This is a genomic window from Shewanella sp. 10N.7 (assembly GCF_020806285.1).
Lineage (GTDB): Bacteria > Pseudomonadota > Gammaproteobacteria > Enterobacterales > Shewanellaceae > Shewanella > Shewanella electrodiphila.
The window spans coordinates 30,042-51,488 of record NZ_JAJGZS010000022.1 but is presented as its reverse complement, the minus strand read 5'-3'; the positions used below and the strand labels follow the sequence as shown (position 1 = coordinate 51,488).

Below are 21,447 nucleotides of genomic sequence, written 5' to 3'. Positions count from 1 at the left end.
TTAAAATGAGCACTATTACACAAGATACAACCGAAGCTCATGATGGTCAGTCTCACGATGACCATGGCCATGATGATCACCATCATGGCGCGCCGAAAGGCATCATGCGCTGGATTTTAACCACTAACCATAAAGACATTGGCTCATTATATTTATGGTTTAGTTTCATCATGTTTCTCACTGGCGGTGCAATGGCGATGGTTATCCGCGCCGAACTGTTCCAGCCAGGATTGCAATTAGTTGATCCAAACTTTTTCAACCAAATGACCACAGTTCACGGGCTGATCATGGTCTTTGGTGCCGTTATGCCAGCCTTTACCGGCCTAGCTAACTGGCTTATTCCAATGATGATTGGTGCGCCAGATATGGCACTACCTCGGATGAATAACTGGAGTTTTTGGATTCTGCCATTCGCGTTTGCCATTCTGTTAAGTTCGCTATTTATGGAAGGCGGTGGGCCTAACTTTGGTTGGACCTTCTACGCACCACTATCAACGACCTACAGTCCTGATACCACGGCATTATTCGTCTTCTCAGTACACATTATGGGAATAAGCTCCATCATGGGCGCGATTAACGTGGTCGTGACTATTGTGAATATGCGCGCACCAGGTATGACATGGATGAAGTTGCCATTGTTTGTATGGACTTGGTTGATTACTGCATTCTTATTGATAGCGGTGATGCCCGTACTCGCAGGTGCTGTCACCATGGTATTAACCGATAAATACTTCGGTACTAGCTTCTTCGATGCTGCAGGTGGTGGCGATCCTGTGATGTTCCAGCATATTTTCTGGTTCTTCGGTCACCCTGAAGTTTACATTATGATTTTACCCTCCTTCGGTATTATCTCGGCAATTGTGCCTACCTTTAGCCGTAAAAAGCTCTTTGGTTATTCCTCCATGGTTTACGCCACCTCAAGTATTGCGATTCTGTCGTTCTTGGTATGGGCGCATCACATGTTTACTACGGGTATGCCAGTATTCGCCGAGCTATTTTTCATGTACTGCACCATGTTGATTGCGGTGCCCACTGGGGTAAAAGTGTTTAACTGGGTCGCGACGATGTGGCGTGGTTCTATTACCTTTGAAACGCCGATGTTATTCGCTGTCGCCTTTATCATCTTGTTCACTATTGGTGGGTTCTCGGGTCTGATGCTGGCAATTACGCCTGCGGATTTCCAATACCATGATACTTACTTTGTGGTTGCTCACTTCCACTACGTGTTAGTGACGGGTGCTGTGTACTCCATCATGGCCGCCGCCTATTACTGGCTACCTAAATGGACAGGACACATGTATAGCGAAACCTTAGGTCGCTGGCATTTCTGGTGTAGTACGATTTCAGTCAACGTGTTGTTTTTCCCAATGCATTTCTTAGGACTTGCGGGTATGCCTCGCCGTATTCCTGATTATGCAATTCAATTTGCTGATGTTAACCAAATCGTCTCTATTGGCGGGTTTGCATTTGGTTTATCGCAACTTATCTTCCTAGCCGTAGTGATTAAGTGTATTAGAGGCGGCGAGAAAGCAGCAGATAAACCTTGGGAAGGCGCTGAAGGTCTAGAATGGACCATCGCAAGTCCAGCACCTTATCACTCATTCACCACACCTCCAGAGGTAAAGTGATATGAGCCAGCCAACAAAATCAAACCGTAAATTACTAATAGGTCTCGTACTGGGCTCTATTGGTATGTTCGGCTTTGGTTTTGCACTGGTACCGCTTTATGACGTGCTTTGTGACACCTTGGGAATTAACGGAAAACCCCAAGGTACAGCAAGTAGTTATGAGGCGGTGGTCGTTGATAAAGAACGCACCATTACTATTGAATTTATCGCCCAAGTACAAGGCAGCATGCCATGGGAGTTTGGCCCTAAAGTGAACCGTATTCAGGTTCACCCAGGCGAACTCACCCGCACAGCTTTTTTAGCAAAAAACCTTTCTGCTAAACCCCTTGTCGGCCAAGCAATACCCTCGGTATCGCCTGGTCAAGGTGCAGCTTATTTCAATAAAACCGAGTGTTTCTGTTTCAATCAACAACCCCTAGCTGCAAAGGCTGATGCTGAACTGCCATTAATCTTTTATGTGGATCCAGACTTACCAGATTCCATTAAAACTTTGACTCTCTCTTATACCCTCTATGACATCACAGACAAACAAACTGCGGCCATAGAGCAAGGAGCAGCAAGATGACAACTAAACATGAAAACTACTATGTGCCAGCGCAAAGCGTTTGGCCCATTACCGGCGCTATCGGGTTATTCCTGATTGCTTTTGGCGCAGGTTCCTACGTGCAACAGTTAGCCACTGAAGATACTTCAGGTGGTTATATCCTAGTGGCTGGTATTGCAGTCATTATCTTTATGCTATTTGGCTGGTTTAAAAATGTCATTGATGAATCAATGTCAGGCTTATATTCAGCGCAAATGGACCGTTCATTTCGCCAAGGAATGAGCTGGTTTATTTTCTCTGAAATTATGTTCTTCGGGGCATTTTTTGGCGCCTTATTCTACGCCAGAATGGTCGCTATTCCATGGTTAGGTGGTAGCTCGAATAATGCCATGACCCATGAAGTTTTATGGCCAACATTTGAAGCCATGTGGCCATTGATCAAAACCCCTGATGGCACCACCACAGAAGCCATGCCTTGGACTGGGTTACCGCTTTATAACACCCTCATCCTTTTGGCTTCTTCAGTCACCTTGCACTTTGCTCACGTGTCACTGGAAAAGTCTAAACGTAGTGCATTAAAAGTCTGGTTAGGCTTAACCATTTTATTGGGTATCGGGTTCTTATTTTTGCAGGTTGAAGAATATGTTCACGCATACCAAGAAATGGGGCTCACGCTTTCATCTGGCATCTACGGAAATACCTTCTTTTTGCTCACGGGTTTCCATGGCATGCACGTCACACTGGGTACGGTTTTTCTGATTATCTTGTTCTTTAGGATTCTCAAAGGCCACTTCACTCCAGAAAGCCATTTTGCATTCCAATCAGGCAGTTGGTATTGGCATTTTGTCGATGTGGTTTGGCTCTGTTTGTTTATTTTTGTCTACGTCATTTAAACAAACTAATAAGGCCTTGGATTAGGGGTTACCCAACCTAATCCTAAGGCCAGTAATAACAGCACCATCACCAAAGCAGAAAAGATAACTCGGCGTCCTAAAAATTGACTCATTGGTTGTTTGTTTTCAGCTTTAACCATAATAAACAAGGCTCTAGCTAGATTAAATAATATGAATACAAGCAGCAGTACTAATACAAGCTTGAAAATAACTAAGGTATCCATGGGCTCTCCTTTGCGAGTCTGGCGATTATCTACTGGGTTATTGCTGCTTGTTACTGTGAGTGTGTTTTGTATTTTGGTCAAGTTAGGCGTTTGGCAACTTGATAGAGCTGAGCAAAAAACGGCGTGGCAAGCCACCTTGTCAGCCAGACAAGCTGCGAGTGAATTAAGTTTTGATCAACTGCTTGCTTTTGGCGCTGATGAAAGACTCAGTGGTTACCGTTTAAGCGTCAATGCGACTCCGGTAAATCAGCAAATATTGCTACTCGATAACCAAGTGTTTGAAGGGCGAGTCGGTTACTTAGCCTACCAAGTCTTTCAAGTTGCTCATGCAGGTGCGAATACAAATGCTGTTACAGGTACTAATACAGGTGCTATTACAAGTGATCGTGCTGAAGCAGTTAAAAAAGACCTACCTTGGCTTATGGTTGAATTAGGGTTTGTTGCTGCCAATATCGATCGTCGAATTTTACCTGACATAACTCCAGTACCACTGTCAGCCATTAGCCTAACGGGTCGTGTTTATCAAAAACAAATTAACCCTTTAAGCCACCAGCTCCATGCAGAAGACGGCCATGTGATGCGTTTTCAAAACCTCAATTTAGCGGCCTTAGCTGAGAAAATAGGCCACCCACTGGCACCAGTAGTACTGCAGCCAGATTCAATCCCTAACATTGCATTACCTAAGCCATGGACACCTATTCCATTATCAGCCCAAAAACACCAAGGCTACGCACTGCAATGGTTCACCATGGCGGCAGTATTTTTGTCACTGATGCTATGGATAGGATGGAAGCACTTAATAAAAGCAACACCTAACAGCACAACTAGCAAGACAAGTGAAAACGAATAAAACCAAACTAATAAATTAAGCCGTAACAAGAGGAGCAAGTATGAACTCCCCAGTAAAACCTAAAAACAACAAGGCATTGTTTGCCCTAGTACTGGTATTTATCTTACCAGTGGCCGTCGCAAAGCTGGTATTAAGCATGGACTTATACAATGGCGCTGCAACCAATAAAGGCCAACTTATTCCACCCGAGGTGAGCTATCAAAGCTTATCAATGGAAAATCCGCATCCACAATCTTGGCAGCTGTTATATCTATTACCTAAAGACTGCCTAGAACAATGTCAGCAACGTTTATACGTACTGCATCAAAGTCACGTGGCTCTGGGTAAACATCAAGATCGCGTGAGTCCTATTATCATGCTGCAACCTGATAGTGACACGGCAATCCTTGAAAAGCTCAAAGTGCCATTTGAAACTGCCAATGCTAGCCAAGCCATCATTGCAATGATGACTGAACAGCAAATGATTATTGTCGACCCACTCGGCAGCCTAGTGATGGAATATCCTGGCATCATCGGTGAGCAAGAAAATATGGATCAAGGCAAATCAATGATCGCCGACCTGCGTAAGTTATTGAAGTTGTCGAGGGTCGGTTAATGGATATAAAAAACCTCCTCAAATTCACCTTGGTATTTACCTTTGCCGTTATTTTGATGGGCGCTTACACCCGCTTATCAGATGCGGGGCTAGGTTGCCCTGATTGGCCGGGCTGTTATGGTCATATTGGCGTACCCAGTGATGCAGCCGACTTGGCAAAAGTAGAAACCAACTTTCCAGATCTCACCGTCGAGCCAGAAAAAGCTTGGCTAGAAATGATCCACCGTTATATTGCCGGCGCATTAGGCTTAATGGTGTTAACTATTTTAATTGTTTGCTTAAAAAGAGCCGATGCACCGAAAAAGCTGCCGATATTTATTTCCGCACTGATCTTATTTCAAGCGGCATTAGGTATGTGGACAGTCACCATGAAACTGATGCCCATTGTGGTCATGGGGCACTTGATTGGCGGCTTTAGTTTATTTTCCTTACTACTTTTACTCTACTTAAGAACCAAACCCTTACGGATCCCCGGCGGCGATTCTTATGCGCGAAAGCTCGGTCCATTGGCGATGGTGAGTCTTGTGGTGTTAGTCATACAGATCATGTTAGGCGGCTGGACATCATCAAACTATGCGGCATTAGCGTGTACTAGCTTGCCAATATGTGAAGGCAACTGGATAGATAACCTACAGTTTGCTAAAGCCTTCTCGCCATTCCAAGGCGATCACCCCAGCTTTGAATATGGCGTACTTGAGTACCCCGCCAGAATGACCATACATGTCACTCACCGTATTTGGGGCGTTATTACCGCCATCAGTTTATGTTGGTTAGCGTTTAAATTACTCAAAGCACAATCATCCATCATGCGACAAAGTGCATGGGTTTTATTTGCCCTTGTCGTATTACAAGTGGGTTTAGGCATCAGCAATATTGTAATGCACTTGCCTTTAGGTATTGCAGTCTCACACAACGGCGGCGCAGCGTTATTGTTGTTAACCGTTATCTTCATTAACTATGCGCTGTGGCGTAAAGCATAAGCAAGGATTCTATTATGGCTAAATCACTATCTTTACCCGCAAGCGCAACCAAAACTGACACACTGCAATGGCGCGCTTATTTCGAGATGACCAAACCAAAAGTCGTCGCGCTGATGCTACTGACGGTATTGGTCGGTATGTGCTTAGCACTGCCTGGCGCTGTACCGCTGCAACCACTTATTTTTGGCATGATTGGCATAGCCATGATGGCCGGCGCGGCGGCAGCTTATAATCACCTAATTGATCGCCGTATCGATGGCTTAATGGCGCGTACCTACAACCGCCCATTACCAAAAGGTAAAGTGTCTGCAATTAAAGCAATGACCTTTGCCACCTCTATTGGCTTAGGTGGGTTTATCATTTTATACGCTTTAGTGAATCCATTAACTGCATGGTTAACTTTTGCTAGTTTAATTGGCTATGCAGTGGTGTATACCGCCTATTTAAAACGTGCTACACCGCAAAATATTGTCATTGGTGGATTAGCTGGTGCTATGCCACCACTATTAGGCTGGACAGCTGTGACCAATGAACTGCATGGTAATGCACTGTTATTAGTGATCATCATTTTCACTTGGACACCACCACATTTTTGGGCTTTAGCGATTCATCGTAAAAAAGAATACGCCAAAGTCGATGTGCCAATGCTACCTGTAACCCACGGAGTAGAGTTCACTAAAACCTGTATTTTGCTATACACATTATTGCTAGCAATAGCCTGTTTATTACCTGTACTTGTTGGTATGTGTGGCCCAGTTTACTTAGTGGGCTCCACCATTCTAAGCTGTGGATTTATCTATAAAGCATGGCAACTTAAATATCATGACAAACCAGGGCTGGCGATGGATGTATTTAAGTTCTCTATCTACCACTTAATGATCCTGTTTTTGGTGTTACTAGTCGACCACTACCTATGGGTCAATTAATGACAGTATCAGTGACCAGTAGAGGGGAAGGAATGTGAAAAAGATAATCGCACTGGCTGTGATGATGTTAGGCTTAGGCGTGGCGGTAGCAGTTAATTTTTCGCAGCCTAAGCCGCTTGAACTTGCTAGCAGTTATATGTTCGACCAACCAAGAGCATTAGCGCCATTTACTTTGCATGACCAACTGGGCAATGAGTTTACCAATCAGCAACTACTCGGCAAATGGAGTTTAGTGTTTGTCGGATTTACCTCATGCCCTGATGTGTGCCCAACCACACTGAATAAACTCAATGCCGCTTATACTGAACTGCAATCAGTATCAGACGATATTCAGGTGGTGTTTGTCTCGGTTGACCCTGACAGAGACTCGCAAACCAAGCGCTTAGATTACATCAACTTTTTTAATAAAGACTTTAAAGCAGTCACCGCTGAACATGCACAGTTATTTCCGTTTACCAGAGACTTAGGCTTTGCCTATGCCATGGTTGGAGACGGCGCTGACTATCAAGTCGACCACAGTGCTAGTTATGTTTTAGTGTCACCCCAAGGGGAAAAATACGCGGTGTTTAAACCCAAACAACAACCAGGAAAAATTCCACAGATTTTGAATAAAGAGCTGGTTGCAGATCTAAAGCAGATTATTGAAAGTGCTTAAGATTTTTATATAGGTATTGGAAATATAACAAAGCCTCAATATGAAAATATTGAGGCTTTTTAATACGAGCCGTTGAGGAGTTCGATTTAAGTAATAGCCCTTTGCTGAAGCTCGTTTTATAGCATGACTTGATAGACATCTATTTCAAACCCACGAAATAACGAACTACCAATGAATTTAAAGCCTGTTCGGTTTACTACTTTAATAGAGCTAGTATTCTCAGGCTCAATAAGTGCGTGTACGACTTCTAGCTGCAAAGTGTGCTTAGCGAAGCCTAATACTCCAAACGTAGACTCAACAGCATAGCCTTTTCCCTGTTGGTTCGCAGCTAAACGGTAATTGATATGTACAACTTCGCCAGAATCAATTTTATGTTTATTGAGGCCACAAACACCTACAAATTCAGAAGTAGCAGAGTTATAAATAGCCCAGTGTCCATAACCATTTAAGTCATATTGTTGCTGGCATTTAACAATATACTCTTTAATCTGCAGTTCGGAGTGAACCCCTACTGTAGAGTATTTCATTACTGTAGAGTCAGCTAAAACCTTCGAAAGATCTTCAGCATCTGCATCAGTAATTTGACGAATTGATAACCTTTCTGTTTCCACTACAGTCAATATAAACTCCAAGAGATATCGCCTAAATCAGGTGCGTCGTAGGCGTCATCTGGATTTTCTTGTTATGTTTCGGTTGGGTAGTTCTTTGATAACTCTCGCACCTTGAGGAATCTTGAGAACAAATGAGCCTTCCTTGTTGAAAAATGCAACGTGCTCTTTGGAATGAACTATTAGAATGCCTTCAAGGATGTGCTCTCTATTTTTGGTTTGGAGTTTTTGACAATTACCCCAGAAAGCTTTGTCGTCTACATGGCAGCCATTTTCTAAGTAGTCATCCCTTATTTTAACAGCATTTTCGGAGCCTTTATAATAAGCCACAGCAGGAATTGCAAACCAGAATATTGCTAGAAATAACAGTGCATATAAGATTGACAATACGCCGTATGATGCAAGCCCTGCTATACCAACAGCTTTTGTAAAATCATTGTTTTTCCAATGAAAATACGAAATCAAACCTTTGCATTTTTCCATGAAATAATTCATAGATTTTAAAGGAGTTTTTTTCTTTTTCTTTATCGAGTAATAGCACAGGCCAATAAACCCAAAAACTACCGATATTGTGTAAATAATTGAGGGCCAGGAAAATATTAACTCTATAAATTCGCCGACGACAGAACCGATAGCAAGTAGAGAGTATCCGATAGCATAGTAAGCGGATACATAAGTATCTTGGACTGATAACGGGAATGTTTCTGAACTTATACCGAATGCGGATAATTTCCCTTGGTAATAGCTCAGACCAATCAAATACCCTGCTGGCGTTAGAACCCCTAAATACGCAAGAAACAGGTTCAAGCGATTTGATTTATTTTCAGAACTTTCTGACAACTATGAACTCTCCTTAGAAACATAACGCCTCGTTATATTTCGTATTTGTTCTTAATTAGATTGATTGCTTCTGGAGATACACCATGTTCAACTAATTTTTCTAAACCTTCTTTTATATTATTTTTCGAATCTTTTTTGCAAAAGCTTAAATCTGACTTACCTTTTAAATCAAAGTTAGTTGCAGCAGCAACTGATGACAACTCAAAGATGTCTTCGATTGAATGATACTTGATTTGGGCGCTTAGTATTTCTTTAGAGTCACTAAGCCAGTCAAGAGATTCCTGAACAATTAAATTCAAATAGCCATAAAATTCTTCAGTATCTTTTGGATAAAACAGATCAACTTCGTGCCCAAATTCCTTTTGGACTCCATCATTATCAATATATGAGTTTATACAAGATTCTAGAACAGCTCGGTGAGCATCAGCGAGCCTCAACTCTTCAGTTTCCTTTCCTGTTTTTACGAACATTAAAGGATTCCATTGAACCGCTCTTTTCAAAAGAGTTGTATCAAGGTGACCTATACCTTTATTTCTAATATGATTTGCCAATTCCAATTTTTTTCTAAGTGCTTTTGTTTTGACTACATATTCATTAGGGCTTTGAATCCTAAGCTTTGAGGTAACATCTTTAATATTATATAACGTAAGAAAAACGCTTCTTGTAGTTCGAAGTTTCTCAACCCACCCCAGCATTTCTTTGATAGGTTTAGATAGGATAAGATCAAAGTGCTTAAGCTCGTCTTCCAGTAGCAAGAGGTTAATATAATTAGCTTTAATATCAATCTGATATTTTTCTTCTTCCATGATTATTACGCCCAAACCTTTTTAGAAATATAACGCCAAGCTAAACGGCGCAATTTATTGCGTCCAAAGCTTGAGCCTTGTTATGTGTTTTTATTAAACATTGCATCAAGAATTCCATGAACCATTTCATGGCATGTGGAACTTCCGCCATTGTAAATGAGTTTGTCGTAATCTTTACCTGAAACGAATGTTAATAGTGGATTTGCTTCTACACCATCGAACTCTATGCCAGATACGTCATCAATCATCTTAGCAATTTCAAATGCAATCTTGCCCATGAGGTCTTTCAGTTTTTCGCCTTCAACTCCAGACTCTTCAAGGTGATCAGCAATTCGTGCGATCATTTCACCTGTGAATATCTCTTGGCGTTCACCATAGAAATTTGAATCTACTTTAAGTTTCATAGTATTTACACATAACAGTATATTAGGCTGAATTCCGAATAAGAACGGTCTTAATAAGAACAGATCGCCAGTACTTTAATCACTCAAGACTAACAGTAAAACAGTGTATCAACAATGAGTTATAACGTAGAAACAACTGATTCCTAGTTTCTCCGTCTGAGTGAATCAAAGAACTGTCATCATTGCATAAATTGCAATGTTTACGCTGAAAGAGAAGTCACTATACTCCGGCCTAAATGATAATTCGGGGGCAGGTCTTATATCTTGCGTCCCACATTAGCTTTTATAAGGCTAAAGCTTTAATTGCGCTACTAACAACTTCTATCAGTGAAAATCTTTTTGGGGCATAAACGAGTTACCCGTTTATGTTTTGTACTTCATCTATATTGGCTCAATTACTTAAGACCATCACTTAAATCTAATCCATTGCCTGCCGCAGGCTTTTGTGCTGATACAACTGCGAGACGCTGCAAGTACGTCCCTGTAAGCTCTGCCAAAACATCCATGTTTTGGAAGCTCGCTGCTGCATCTACACTGGGATTATTGTCTCTTCGAATTTACTGTATTTGTGTCAAATTAAAGAACTCAAAAGATCTAGCTCTAATTAGCTAGAAGATTCAATTTGAATTGAGGACGTTGAAGAAAATAGCGTGAGCCTGACAGGACGTCAGGCTAGCTTTCGCTGGGCCATGGACGGCCCGTCGGAAGCGTTAGCATTTTCGAATAAGACCGAAGCAGTCTACAAGCGAGGTTGAAAGCTGGATCAATCCCCATCGAAAACCATGCGCTTTTCAGCATTTTTCGTCGGGGCGCTGGGGGATATCCAAAAGGGGAACAAGCGCTTTTCCCCTTTTGGTCGGGTGTGGGTGGAAAACCCACGATGTTAATCCAAACGGAGTTTGGAAATACAGGCTAAAATCCTGAGGCCAAGATTAGGTGTGAGCGAAGCGCCACGATCTTGATTGGCTTTGACTTTAAAGAGAGTAAAACAAATCAACACATAATTAGACTAATCAAACATCAAACCAAAAGACTATTCTTTTGGCCAACTTCCATCATTATTGGGTCTCACCCAAGCCTGCGAAAACCAATAATAGCCTTTCTGAGTTTTACTCGGTGCGGTGCAATTATAACGGCTACGCCCTGCGGGTAAATTCGCTGGCGCTTGAATGCTAAACTCTGTTTCGGTCAACCATGTTGGCTTTTTCGCGCCTTGCCCCTGAACAAAACACATCACTTGATGTGGGTAAATATCAGTGATGTCTAACTCGACTTTTAACTCAGGTCGCCAATCACCAGAAGTTAATAATGGATCAGTGATATTTTGCTTAACCACTGGCATGTTCAGGCTGGTAAATTTAACTTTTAAACTATCCAAATCCGCATAAGCCCCTGCAACAGGAAAACGGGGTAATGCCGTCAGTATCGAGTACTTACCCGCTGCGCCAGACTGTTGCCCTAAACCAATAAAGTCATGCTGTTTAAGAATATCTTCAACATCCGCATTATATTCACCATAAGGGTAAGCCAACATGCGTACGCTTTGCCCCGTATGCTTTTTAATTTCAGCTTCGGTATCCAGTAAATTCTTTTCGATGCGAGTTAACCATTGCTGGCGGGTTTCACCGTCTAATTTGCGGTTGAGGTGTTCGTGGGCCCAGCTATGGTTGGCAATCGTCGCACCATTTTGAGCAAGTTGATTAATGTCATCCCAACTCATCATCCCTGCATAACCTTTTTCAATGGGTTCTACCGAGACAAACAAGGTATATGAAAAGTTATGCTTGGCTAAAATGGGCGCTGCTGCAGCTGCAATGCTGTCGTATCCATCGTCAAAGGTAATCACGATACTTTTGTCAGCCATGGGTTTATCTTCTTTTATGGCATCCACCGCCTCTTGTAAGCTAATGATGGTAAACTCATTATCAGCAAGATATTGCATTTGCTCTTCAAATTGCGCCGGTGTCACACTCGTGCTGGCAGGCGTTGTTTCTGATACATGATGATATTGCAAAATCACCACTGCACTGGCATTAAACGAGAATAAGCAGATTAATCCCAAAAGACTTTGTTTTAACATAAGATTCCTATGTCCATAAAAACATTACTATTTAACAGCCAAAAAAATCGCCAGCTATTTGCGTTAGCATTACCGATGATTTTATCCAATATCACTATCCCACTATTAGGTTTAGTCGATACCGCTGTCATTGGTCATTTAAGTGAAGCCTATTACTTAGGCGGTGTGGCATTAGGCAGCACAATTATTACCTTAATTGTGTGGCTATTGGGCTTTTTGAGAATGTCGACTACAGGTCTTGTCGCCCAAGCATATGGCGCTAATGATACCGTAACTCAGCAAAAATTGCTGGTACAAGGTTGTAGCCTAGCATTGATATTTGGATTTAGCGCAATCATCTTACAGCAGCCATTGCTTGAATTCGCCATGTCTCTTAGCCAAGCCAGTGAAGAGGTAAAGCACTTTTGCAGCGAATACGTCAACATCCGTATTTGGTCGATTCCATTCGCATTAGTGAACTTAGTCTTGTTGGGTTGGCTGCTCGGCAGACAAGCGCCTAAAGCTGCTATGTGGCAACTCATTATCGCCAACATCGTTAATATCGTTTTAGATGTGGTGTTTGTTATCGGCTTTGAATGGAACGTGAAAGGGGCGGCTTTAGCCTCGGTTATCGCTGACATTTGTGCTTTTACTGTCGCAGCGGTGATTGTCAAACGTGCCCTTTATCAGCAAAGTGATTTTAATCTAGGTAAGTTATTCGTCCACTTAAGTTTTAAAGGCTATTCGCAATTGCTAAAGCTTAATCGTGATATTTTTATCCGTAGTTTATGCCTGCAAGCAAGCTTTACCTTTATGACATTTTACGGCGCAGGTTTAGGTGATGACATCATTGCTGCCAATGCGGTCTTACTGAACTTATTAATGCTGATTTCCTATGCGTTAGATGGCATCGCCTATTACGCAGAGGCTGAAGTCGGCCGCGCAGTCGGACAAAAAAATCTGCAGTTATTGCAAGAGTCGGTATTACTGGCAGGTTATTGGTCTGCGCTATTTTCACTGGGTTTCTGTGTGCTATTTTATTTTGGTGGCAGTGGCATTATCAGTTTACTCACCAGTATTGAAATCGTGCAACAGCAAGCCAATGTGTACCTTATTTGGTTAGTGTTTATGCCGCTACTGGCATTCGGTTCGTACTTGTTTGATGGGGTTTATATTGGCGCTGCTCAAGGTCGAGCAATGCGAAACAGCATGATTATTGCCACTTTCGTGGTGTTTTTTCCTTGCTGGTATCTATTACAAGGTTACGGTAATCACGGTTTATGGGCGGCAATGAGCGCCTTTATGCTGTGCCGCAGCGCCTCACTTGGACTCCATTACAAGTACAGTCAGGCTTTTAAGCAAATATAACCATTACATAGGTTTAGCATTAGTAAAACTGGCTTTATCCATCTTTTTACTGATAACATGTGTGCAACATTTTTATGTTCAACACGGAAAGTTTGAATGAAAAGGATTTTACTTATACTAACAGCATCAATCTTGCTGTTATCTTCACTGACATCATTTGCAAAAAATCAGCAACTACCTGTTGAAGCGTTTGCCAGTATTCCTGATGTCAGTCATGTCACTATGTCTCCTAATGGTACTAAAATTGCTTCTTTAGTTCGTTCTGAAGCTAAAGGAATGGAAGGCACATTAGTCAATATTCTAGATATTGATACTCGTGAATCTTCTTACCCCATTCAAACTGACAATGAAAAATTTGTCATTTTATCCATGAGCTGGGCAAATGATGATTTACTACTCATAAAAGCTAAGTTTCCCGCTGTTCGTTTCGGTACCCCAACCACAGAAACTCGCATTATTAAGTATTCTCTGAGTAAGAAAAACACCTCTAATTTACTAAGTCGTTTTGGACTTAAAAAGTTTAAATGGATGCCACAAATCCAATCAAATATTATCGACTACCTTCCCGATGACGACAAATACTTGTTACTGGGTACTAATGGTATTGGTAATAAAACTCAATTTGAGTCGGTCATCAAAGTTAACTTAAATAACGGCAATATTCGTTTTGAGCAACCTGCTGAAGCAAACGTTACAGACTGGATAACGGATAGGCAAAATAGAATTCGAATCGGCATATACCGTAAAGAAACCAAATACCGCATTTATGAACAAGAAGATGCCCATAAAGATAGAAGAATTCTATGGGAGTTTGAAGCTTTCGAGGAAGATCAAGTTTGGCCAATGGGCTTTGCTCAGGATAAAAACATCCTCTATGTTCAGGCCTATCATGAAGGTTTTGAAGCCATCTTCAAGGTTGATTTACGCGACCCTGAGCTTGCTAAAGAATTAGTATTCAGTAAAGAGTTTAACGACGTCGAAGGCTCACTCATTTATTCAAAACTCAAGCAAAAGGTTATTGGTATTGATGATGGGGATGAGTCTGAATATACCTTTTGGGATAAAGAATATATCGGCCTTGTTAATGGTCTAAACAAAGCACTGCCTGAATACCGTAATTATATAACCCAGTTTAGTGATAATGAGCGTCGTTACATTGTGTATTCAACCAACTCAAAAGAAGCTGGCACTTATCTATTTGGTGACCGCGATGCAGGAAAGCTATTCCCGATTGCTTATCGATATAAAAAACTATCACCTGATTTATTGGCTAACACCCAAACCTTATCGTACAAAGCTAGAGATGGTTTAGAAATCCAAGCTTTCTTAACCACACCGTTAGATAAAGAAGCTAAACAACTACCAACCATTATCTTCCCCCATGGCGGTCCAATTAGCTATGACTCCAATAGCTTCGACTACTGGACTCAGTTTTTAGCCAACAGAGGCTATGCAGTCCTTAGAATGAATTTTCGAGGCTCTGCAGGATATGGTTACGACTTCATGAAAGCTGGCTTACAAAATTGGGGGCTTGATATGCAAAATGATGTTGAAGATGGCACTCGCTGGTTAATCGATGAAGGCATCGCCGATCCCAATAAAGTGTGTATTGTTGGCGCCAGTTATGGCGGCTATGCAGCCCTAATGGGAGTGGCCACGACTAAAGATTTATATCAATGTGCGGTGAGTTTTGCAGGCGTTACTGACATTGAGTACTTAGTAAAATCATCCAGACGGTATAGCAACTTTGATATCGTTAAAAAACAAATTGGTGATGACTATGATGCGCTTTATGAGCGTTCACCAGTGAGCAAGGCCAAAGATATCAATGTGCCAGTGTTACTTATTCATGGTGATAAAGACCGAGTGGTTAGAGTCCAGCACAGTGAAGATATGTTTGATGAACTAGAAGACTTAAACAAACCAGTTGAATACATTGAACTTGAAAATGGCGACCATTATTTAAGTAACAATGAGCATCGAATAAAAACCTTTGTCGCTATTGAAGCTTTTTTGCAAAAGCATTTATAGCACTAGCTTGTGTAACACTTGCTCGTAAAGCACTTGCTCGTTTAACTCTTGCTCGTACTGCAATAGCTCGGTTTGAATAGCCACAAACTCAATGCTCTCAGCGGATGAGAGCTACACTTTTACCCAAACCACTAGGATTATTATGAAACGGATTTTAGCGCTGATTATTTTGTTGTTTATCAGCCAAACGCCCACCGCCAGAGCAACAACACCTCAGCAGCTCCCTGTCGAAGCATTTGCGAGTATTCCAGATGTCAGTTGGATGGCTCTGTCGCCTAACGGTAAGCATATCGCATCATTAATTTTAGACCGTGAAGCCGAAGTCCCTCATAAAATAGTCGCCTTATTCAATACCGAAACTGGCCAATTTCACATTCCGTTAAAAAATAATCATCAGCGCTATACAATTTTGACTCTTAACTGGGCAAGTAATGAAATACTACTCATTTCTGCGATGAAACCTTCAAAACGCTTTGGAAAGCGTGCTAATGAAACAGTGCTATTCAAATACAACATTAAAACTGGCGAAACTGATAATGTACTAACCCAAAAAGCACTTAAACGTTTCAAGTATGTTCCGCAACATAAGCATCAAATCGTTGATTTATTAACAAAAGATCCTGAACATATTCTTATGTCGGTAGGTGGGTTTAGCCAACGAGTAAATGAAGATAGTGTCATTAAAGTTAACCTAAACACAGGAAAGGTAACGACTGAGCAGTACTACCGAGAACATGTCAGCAAGTGGATCACTGATCAACAACATAAAGTACGTATCGCCATTTACCGAGACCCAGAAAACACTGAATATCGCGTTTATGAGCAAGGTGAAGCCAATAGTGATCTACGTTTACTATGGAAATATGAAGCGTTCACTGAAGATGCCGTGACTCCTTTAGGGTTTGATGTCAATCCAAACACGCTTTATGTGAAAGCATATCACCAAGGTTATTTAGCTATTTTCAAGGTCGACTTAACCGACCCCAAACTCACTAAGGAATTGGTTTATAGCAGAATAAATCAAGATGTTAATGGTCGATTACTGCACTCTAAAATTACTCGCCAAGCGATTGGGGTTTCAGTAGGAAGCGATAATGAATACCACTTTTGGGACAAAAGCTATCAACAACTTAGCAGCCGGCTAAAACAAGCTTTACCCGATACGCAAAATTACTTGATTCAGTTAAGTAAAAATGAACGTCGCTATATTGTTTTTGCCACTAGCGCCACTCAACCAGGGCTTTATCTCTATGGGGATCGCGATGCTAATAGCCTAGAAGTTATCACCACTAAGTATGCTCAACTAACACCTAATGTACTGGTAAAACCTAAAGCAGTTAATTACCAAGCTCGCGATGGCTTAACCATCCCTAGCTACCTTTCACTACCAAAAGGCATTGAAGCTAAAAAACTCCCCACCATCATCTTTCCTCACGGTGGACCACAATCTTATACTGGCGACTCATTTGATTATTGGGCGCAATTCTTTGCTAACCGTGGCTATGCCGTGCTGCAAATGAACTTTCGAGGCTCTGCTGGCTATGGTCATCAATTTACCACTGCAGGTTTACAAGGCTGGGGCAAAGAAATGCAAACTGATGTTGAAGATGGCACTCGCTATTTAATCAATGAAGGCATTGCCGATCCAAAACGAATTTGTATTGCAGGTGCCAGTTACGGCGGTTATGCCGCAATGATGGGCGCGGCAATGACACCTGATTTATATCAATGTGTTATCAGTTTTGCTGGCGTAGCTGACGTGGAGGATTTGGTTAAGTTATCGCGTTTTTACACCAACCATGAAATGACCAAAAAAATCATTGGTGATGACTATAATGCGCTTTATGAACGTTCGCCGATTTATCACGCCGACAAAATCAATGTGCCTATTTTATTAATCCATGGTGACAATGACAAAGTGGTACAAGTGAGCCAAAGCCGCGATATGTACCGCAAGTTAGATGGGCTGGACAAAAAAGTAAAATACCTTGAAATTGATAACGGTAATCACTACCTCAGCAACAATCAGCATCGTCTAATGACGTTTAAAGCGATTGACGAGTTTTTATCTAAAAACCTTTAGCAGTAACGCTGAAAAGTAAACATAAAAAAGGCCCTTACATCATTGCTGATGTTAGGGCCTTTCACTAAAACACGGTATTACTTAGATTCAAAATCTTAGTTCCAAAACATTAATTTAGAACTTTGCTTCGAATGCTAAGCTGAAGTTTCTGCCTTCACCAACAGTAACGTCTGTATTAGTACCACCACCTAAGTAGTCAGTATCAAATAAGTTTTTAACGTTAAAGCGCACGCTCATGTCGGTATTTTGTACAGCGAAAGTATATGCTGCACCAAAGTCAAAGCGAACATAGTCATCTTTTACAATGGTGTTTTGCGTATTAGCAAAACGCTCGCCAACGTAGATAGCACCTATGTTCAATGCTAAATCGTCAGTGACTTCGTAACGGGTCCAGATGTTGGCAGACCATTCAGGCGCATCGACTGGCGTTTTACCATCTAAACGTTCAGTATCTTCAGCACTTGTCACGTATTCTGCATCCAAGTACATCATCGAACTGGTCACAAATACATTATCGCTTACTTGACCTTGTGCACCCATTTCAAAACCACGGTGATGCTGCTTACCGCTTTGAGTGGTGATATATTCTTTATCGCCAATCGGTGTGTCAAGTTGCTCTTGAACGGTCACATTAGTCACTGTGGTATCAAATACCGCACCAGTTAGTAATAAGCCACCGTCAAACAGTTCCCACTTAGTACCGATTTCGTACTGCTCACCATACTCAGGATCTAAATCCATGCCGTCGTTGACATCATTTTCGTTGTTTACGATAGACTGTGGGTTAAAGCTTTTTGAGTAGTTAGCGTAAATACTGCCGTTAGCACTTGGCGAATAAATTACCCCAAACTTAGGCGATACAGCGTAGCTATTTTCACCTTCGCCATCTTTTTTCTGTTCGTCATAACGTACGCCAGCAAGTACTTGCCACTCGTCGTTAATGGTCATTAAGTCTTGAACATAAAAACCATAATGCTTGTAGCTTGACTCATATTTGGTGGTGTCATTGTTGTAATCTAAATCTGGTCTAGGAACACTCTCACCAGGCATAACTATTTGAGCGTCGCCGCTATCTCTAAGTTGACCATAGTAGTAATCTAAAATGTTAGCGCCAACGAGTAACTGATGCTCCATGCCAAAAGCATTCACGATGCCAGTAAAGTCCATGTAGGCTGTTTTATGCTGCCAGTCATCATAACGATCAAAGGCTTTGATTTGGTAACCATCAGTGGTTGGATCCATGCCTGAAACCATTGAAGGTGATGAATCTAAACGCTGACGAGTAAAGGTTTGATGGTTATAACCTGTGGTCATTTTCCAGTCATCAGAAATATACCAAGTTAAGTCTGCACCTAAGTTTTCAACGTTGTTATCGGTAAATGCCCATGACATATCCCAAATATCTTCACGGTCACCAACTAAGTCGCCGTTATCATCTAACCAACCGCCTCTGTCGATGCCTGTTTTGTCGTCAGTGTAATCGTACTTAACCGATAACATCACATCTTCATGTAGGTCGAATTCAAGGTTTAAGTAACCTAAAAAGCGATCACGCTCTTGCTCTTGTTCACCATTGCCATCTTGGTATTCGCGCCAGTATTTGGTGTCTTGCTTCACTAACACTGTACGGTAACGAATTGATTCAGCATTATTTAACGCGCCACCCGCATCTAACTGAAAACGTGTAGAACCATTTGCATCTGTATCAAATGCAACGTCAAATAAGTTTTCATAGGTTGGCTTTTTAGTCACCATATTGATTAAGCCGCCAGGACCTGACTGACCATAAAGCATGCTTGATGGGCCTTTAAGCACTTCAACCTGTTGTAGTGTTTCAATCGGTTGCACGTAGTGAGACCACTGCTGCTGACCGTTGATTAAGAAGCCGCTGCCAGAATCAAGTTCAAAACCACGGATGTTGAACACTTGACGGTTCCACTTTTCACTACCACCGGTAACACTTGAATCATTTACCAATACTTCTGACAGATTTCTTGCTAACTGCTCATCAGTAACAAAATCAGGAATAACGTTAACTGATTGCGGCGTGTCCATTAAATCAATGTCACCACGCATTGCGCCTGAAGAGGTGCCCACTTTGTAGTTATTGAAGTTCATTCCAGTAATTTGAATACGTTCGATGTTAGCAACAAAATCTTGGCTTGATGCTGTTTCATTTGCAGCTTCTTCAGCCGCTAATGATGCTGAGGCTAAACCTGCAACAACCGCAAACGCAATAGGTGAAATTTTCATACAAAGTAGACCTTAAATTGGCAATAACCGTTAATGAGACGGATTATCATTTGCGTTTCACTGTTTGTGAAGAGTTTTTGTCAGTTAATGTAAAGAAGTGTGAAGGACTGCACTAATGAGAGTAAATCTCATTCCCACCGATGAATAGTTATTGCATATTAACTAAGATTAATGTTAATAAAACTTTTCACTTGTAATAAGCATTCAATTTCAGCCTCTATAACCTCACCCATCCAAAAAAGACAAAAGCGCTACGTAACAAGCACTTAACAAAAGGACGATGCTTTAAAACCCATTAAAAACTGAGATTTCAATCTGTACACTGTGAGCTAACGGTCAAGAAACAACCTGAATAGTTATTCAAATGTTAAAACACTAAAAAGTGACTAAATAAGCTAATTTGTGATCTGAATAGCAATAATTTCGAATAAGGCCAGTCTTTACATTTCTTTAATTGTGTAAATAAATGAGATTAATTATCATTCACGAAATTTTTGTTGTCAGCACGAGTTTGTTCAAAATCAGCAAACATAATCGTCATGATTTGGTTACGGCCAACTTACACTTAAGAGTTTCAATATGAATGTAGTCCCTGCTTTAAAATGGTTTCATAACTGGGTTGGCTTTGTCATCAGCATTTCAATGCTGATTGTATTAGTCACAGGTGTTTATCTTGGCGGTATGGACATGCTGAAAAGAATGGATGATAAAGGGCAGCAATATGCGCCGCTATCCATTGAACAAAAAGCCTATGTCACTGAGACCTTATTTGAGCGATACCCTGATATGGGGACGGTTCGCTTTCCAACTGAATACTCGCCATATATTGAAGTCGCAACTCGTGGTCAATCGATTGCTTTTGATCAAGACTTGAACGAGCTCTCAACTTATAAAATGAGAGATATTCCGCTTTATAGCACTATGTTTTGGTTACACAGAAATTTCCTGTTAGGTGATTTTGGTAAATACCTGAACGCTTGGGCTTCGATGATTGGTGGGTTAGTCACTTTAGTGGGTATTTACCTTTGGTGGCGAGTACGTAAAACCTTTAGGCTGAAACACTCAATACCAAGTAACACTAAATCAAGCAGCCTGGTAAAAAGTCATATTCAGTTAGGGCTGTTTATCTCAGTACCATTATTCTTATTATGTATCACAGGCTTTTTAATCACTTATAAAGGTTTGTGGATGGATGCATTAAAGCAACCAGCAGCTGAAATACAATATCCTGTTAGCCAAAGAAGTGATTGGCAAAGTCAGCTACAAACCGCACAAGATATGTGGCCAGATTCCAATATGGTTTCGGTGAACAAGCCGCGTAAGCGTAAACCTGAACCAGGTGCAGAAAAACCTAAAGGACCACAAGAGCTGAATTACAGCATCCGTTTTGATACCCACAGCGATGTTTGGTTACGTCAAGCTGACAGCATCACCATGAATTATGAGCAAGGCAAAATACAATCAGCTCTGTTGCACAGTGATCGCCCACTTTCAGGCAAAGTCGCGACATTCGTCAGACCCTTACATGATGCGTTAAATATGCCATTCAAATATGTGGCCTTTATTACTGTTATCGCGTTTATCGGTACTGTGATCTTACTATTCAGCGCAGTGACTTTTTACCGCCGCATTTTCAAGAAACGGTCTAAATAAGTCATTTCCTATCAATGCTTTAAGCTAAAAATAAAAACGGCTTGCTG

Annotated in this window: 19 protein-coding genes; 12 read left to right on the top strand and 7 right to left on the bottom strand. The window is 41.4% G+C overall.

The genetic code is table 11. From position 1 onward, the window contains the following. The first annotated feature begins 5 nt into the window (after window positions 1–5). Genes ctaD through LMH66_RS14415 form a run of 3 tightly spaced genes read left to right on the top strand, consistent with a single transcriptional unit; the run spans window position 6 to window position 3,065 of the window. Window positions 6–1,628 carry a cytochrome c oxidase subunit I gene (gene ctaD, locus LMH66_RS14425; protein ID WP_194944986.1) on the top strand — a complete coding sequence of 541 codons (1,623 nt, stop codon included), beginning with the start codon at window positions 6–8 and terminating at the stop codon, window positions 1,626–1,628. Between the two features lies 1 nt (window position 1,629). Next, on the top strand, window positions 1,630–2,193 hold the full coding sequence (locus LMH66_RS14420) for a cytochrome c oxidase assembly protein (RefSeq protein ID WP_229370819.1): 564 nt from the start codon (window positions 1,630–1,632) through the stop codon (window positions 2,191–2,193). Further along, window positions 2,190–3,065, top strand: a complete 876-nt coding sequence (locus LMH66_RS14415) for a cytochrome c oxidase subunit 3 (protein ID WP_229370818.1) — start codon at window positions 2,190–2,192, stop codon at window positions 3,063–3,065. The genes LMH66_RS14420 and LMH66_RS14415 overlap by 4 nt, the downstream gene beginning before the upstream one ends. A 5-nt stretch (window positions 3,066–3,070) precedes the next feature. Here LMH66_RS14415 and LMH66_RS14410 read toward each other — a convergent pair whose 3' ends face one another. Continuing rightward, window positions 3,071–3,289: a DUF2909 family protein gene (locus LMH66_RS14410; protein ID WP_102526718.1), complete on the bottom strand. Its 219-nt coding sequence runs from the start codon at window positions 3,287–3,289 to the stop codon at window positions 3,071–3,073. Here LMH66_RS14410 and LMH66_RS14405 point away from each other — a divergent pair. From LMH66_RS14405 to LMH66_RS14385, 5 genes are all read left to right on the top strand, one after another. Beyond that, complete coding sequence (locus LMH66_RS14405; protein WP_229370816.1) at window positions 3,288–4,139, top strand: SURF1 family protein; 852 nt, start codon at window positions 3,288–3,290, stop codon at window positions 4,137–4,139. The genes LMH66_RS14410 and LMH66_RS14405 overlap by 2 nt on opposite strands. Window positions 4,140–4,179: 40 nt before the next feature. Further along, window positions 4,180–4,734: a hypothetical protein gene (locus LMH66_RS14400; RefSeq protein ID WP_102526716.1), complete on the top strand. Its 555-nt coding sequence runs from the start codon at window positions 4,180–4,182 to the stop codon at window positions 4,732–4,734. Then, window positions 4,734–5,714, top strand: a complete 981-nt coding sequence (locus tag LMH66_RS14395; protein WP_229370814.1) for a COX15/CtaA family protein — start codon at window positions 4,734–4,736, stop codon at window positions 5,712–5,714. Before LMH66_RS14400 ends, LMH66_RS14395 begins: the two co-directional genes overlap by 1 nt. A gap of 14 nt (window positions 5,715–5,728) precedes the next feature. Then, window positions 5,729–6,640, top strand: a complete 912-nt coding sequence (cyoE, locus tag LMH66_RS14390; RefSeq protein ID WP_229370812.1) for a heme o synthase — start codon at window positions 5,729–5,731, stop codon at window positions 6,638–6,640. A 61-nt stretch (window positions 6,641–6,701) separates the two neighbouring features. After that, window positions 6,702–7,295 carry an SCO family protein gene (locus LMH66_RS14385; protein WP_229370853.1) on the top strand — a complete coding sequence of 198 codons (594 nt, stop codon included), beginning with the start codon at window positions 6,702–6,704 and terminating at the stop codon, window positions 7,293–7,295. A 116-nt stretch (window positions 7,296–7,411) separates the two neighbouring features. Here the strand turns inward: LMH66_RS14385 and LMH66_RS14380 are convergent, their stop codons facing one another. The 5 genes from LMH66_RS14380 to LMH66_RS14360 all read right to left on the bottom strand — a co-directional run bounded on the left by LMH66_RS14380 (window position 7,412) and on the right by LMH66_RS14360 (window position 12,033). Continuing rightward, window positions 7,412–7,906, bottom strand: a complete 495-nt coding sequence (locus LMH66_RS14380; RefSeq protein WP_229370852.1) for a GNAT family N-acetyltransferase — start codon at window positions 7,904–7,906, stop codon at window positions 7,412–7,414. Window positions 7,907–7,960: 54 nt separating this feature from the next. Beyond that, complete coding sequence (locus LMH66_RS14375; RefSeq protein WP_229370811.1) at window positions 7,961–8,743, bottom strand: hypothetical protein; 783 nt, start codon at window positions 8,741–8,743, stop codon at window positions 7,961–7,963. Between the two features lie 32 nt (window positions 8,744–8,775). After that, window positions 8,776–9,549, bottom strand: a complete 774-nt coding sequence (locus tag LMH66_RS14370) for a hypothetical protein (RefSeq protein ID WP_229370810.1) — start codon at window positions 9,547–9,549, stop codon at window positions 8,776–8,778. An 80-nt stretch (window positions 9,550–9,629) separates the two neighbouring features. Then, window positions 9,630–9,953 carry a hypothetical protein gene (locus LMH66_RS14365; protein ID WP_229370809.1) on the bottom strand — a complete coding sequence of 108 codons (324 nt, stop codon included), beginning with the start codon at window positions 9,951–9,953 and terminating at the stop codon, window positions 9,630–9,632. A gap of 1,033 nt (window positions 9,954–10,986) precedes the next feature. After that, window positions 10,987–12,033 (bottom strand): polysaccharide deacetylase family protein, encoded by a 1,047-nt coding sequence (locus tag LMH66_RS14360; protein ID WP_229370808.1) that lies wholly within the window; start codon window positions 12,031–12,033, stop codon window positions 10,987–10,989. A gap of 9 nt (window positions 12,034–12,042) precedes the next feature. Here LMH66_RS14360 and LMH66_RS14355 point away from each other — a divergent pair, with 9 nt between their 5' ends. From LMH66_RS14355 to LMH66_RS14345, 3 genes are all read left to right on the top strand, one after another. Beyond that, window positions 12,043–13,380: an MATE family efflux transporter gene (locus LMH66_RS14355; RefSeq protein WP_229370807.1), complete on the top strand. Its 1,338-nt coding sequence runs from the start codon at window positions 12,043–12,045 to the stop codon at window positions 13,378–13,380. A 96-nt stretch (window positions 13,381–13,476) separates the two neighbouring features. Next, the gene (locus LMH66_RS14350; RefSeq protein ID WP_229370805.1) at window positions 13,477–15,411 is read left to right on the top strand and encodes an alpha/beta hydrolase family protein; all 1,935 of its coding nucleotides are present in this window, start codon (window positions 13,477–13,479) and stop codon (window positions 15,409–15,411) included. Between the two features lie 142 nt (window positions 15,412–15,553). After that, window positions 15,554–17,494, top strand: coding sequence for an alpha/beta hydrolase family protein (locus tag LMH66_RS14345; protein WP_229370803.1), 1,941 nt, complete (start codon window positions 15,554–15,556; stop codon window positions 17,492–17,494). Between the two features lie 114 nt (window positions 17,495–17,608). Here the strand turns inward: LMH66_RS14345 and LMH66_RS14340 are convergent, their stop codons facing one another. Continuing rightward, window positions 17,609–19,747 (bottom strand): TonB-dependent siderophore receptor, encoded by a 2,139-nt coding sequence (locus tag LMH66_RS14340; RefSeq protein ID WP_229370801.1) that lies wholly within the window; start codon window positions 19,745–19,747, stop codon window positions 17,609–17,611. Between the two features lie 579 nt (window positions 19,748–20,326). Between LMH66_RS14340 and LMH66_RS14335 the strand changes: the two genes are divergently transcribed. Next, window positions 20,327–21,400, top strand: a complete 1,074-nt coding sequence (locus LMH66_RS14335; protein ID WP_229370800.1) for a PepSY-associated TM helix domain-containing protein — start codon at window positions 20,327–20,329, stop codon at window positions 21,398–21,400. The last annotated feature ends 47 nt before the right edge of the window (window positions 21,401–21,447 follow it).

Bases quoted from the DNA above. Each gene is read 5' to 3' on its own strand.
- ctaD (WP_194944986.1), top strand. From the start codon at position 6: ATGAGCACTATTACACAAGATACAACCGAAGCTCATGATGGTCAGTCT.
- LMH66_RS14420 (WP_229370819.1), top strand. From the start codon at position 1,630: ATGAGCCAGCCAACAAAATCAAACCGTAAATTACTAATAGGTCTCGTA.
- LMH66_RS14415 (WP_229370818.1), top strand. From the start codon at position 2,190: ATGACAACTAAACATGAAAACTACTATGTGCCAGCGCAAAGCGTTTGG.
- LMH66_RS14405 (WP_229370816.1), top strand. From the start codon at position 3,288: ATGGGCTCTCCTTTGCGAGTCTGGCGATTATCTACTGGGTTATTGCTG.
- LMH66_RS14410 (WP_102526718.1), bottom strand. From the start codon at position 3,289: ATGGATACCTTAGTTATTTTCAAGCTTGTATTAGTACTGCTGCTTGTA.
- LMH66_RS14400 (WP_102526716.1), top strand. From the start codon at position 4,180: ATGAACTCCCCAGTAAAACCTAAAAACAACAAGGCATTGTTTGCCCTA.
- LMH66_RS14395 (WP_229370814.1), top strand. From the start codon at position 4,734: ATGGATATAAAAAACCTCCTCAAATTCACCTTGGTATTTACCTTTGCC.
- cyoE (WP_229370812.1), top strand. From the start codon at position 5,729: ATGGCTAAATCACTATCTTTACCCGCAAGCGCAACCAAAACTGACACA.
- LMH66_RS14385 (WP_229370853.1), top strand. From the start codon at position 6,702: ATGATGTTAGGCTTAGGCGTGGCGGTAGCAGTTAATTTTTCGCAGCCT.
- LMH66_RS14370 (WP_229370810.1), bottom strand. From the start codon at position 9,549: ATGGAAGAAGAAAAATATCAGATTGATATTAAAGCTAATTATATTAAC.
- LMH66_RS14365 (WP_229370809.1), bottom strand. From the start codon at position 9,953: ATGAAACTTAAAGTAGATTCAAATTTCTATGGTGAACGCCAAGAGATA.
- LMH66_RS14360 (WP_229370808.1), bottom strand. From the start codon at position 12,033: ATGTTAAAACAAAGTCTTTTGGGATTAATCTGCTTATTCTCGTTTAAT.
- LMH66_RS14355 (WP_229370807.1), top strand. From the start codon at position 12,043: ATGTCCATAAAAACATTACTATTTAACAGCCAAAAAAATCGCCAGCTA.
- LMH66_RS14350 (WP_229370805.1), top strand. From the start codon at position 13,477: ATGAAAAGGATTTTACTTATACTAACAGCATCAATCTTGCTGTTATCT.
- LMH66_RS14345 (WP_229370803.1), top strand. From the start codon at position 15,554: ATGAAACGGATTTTAGCGCTGATTATTTTGTTGTTTATCAGCCAAACG.
- LMH66_RS14340 (WP_229370801.1), bottom strand. From the start codon at position 19,747: ATGAAAATTTCACCTATTGCGTTTGCGGTTGTTGCAGGTTTAGCCTCA.
- LMH66_RS14335 (WP_229370800.1), top strand. From the start codon at position 20,327: ATGAATGTAGTCCCTGCTTTAAAATGGTTTCATAACTGGGTTGGCTTT.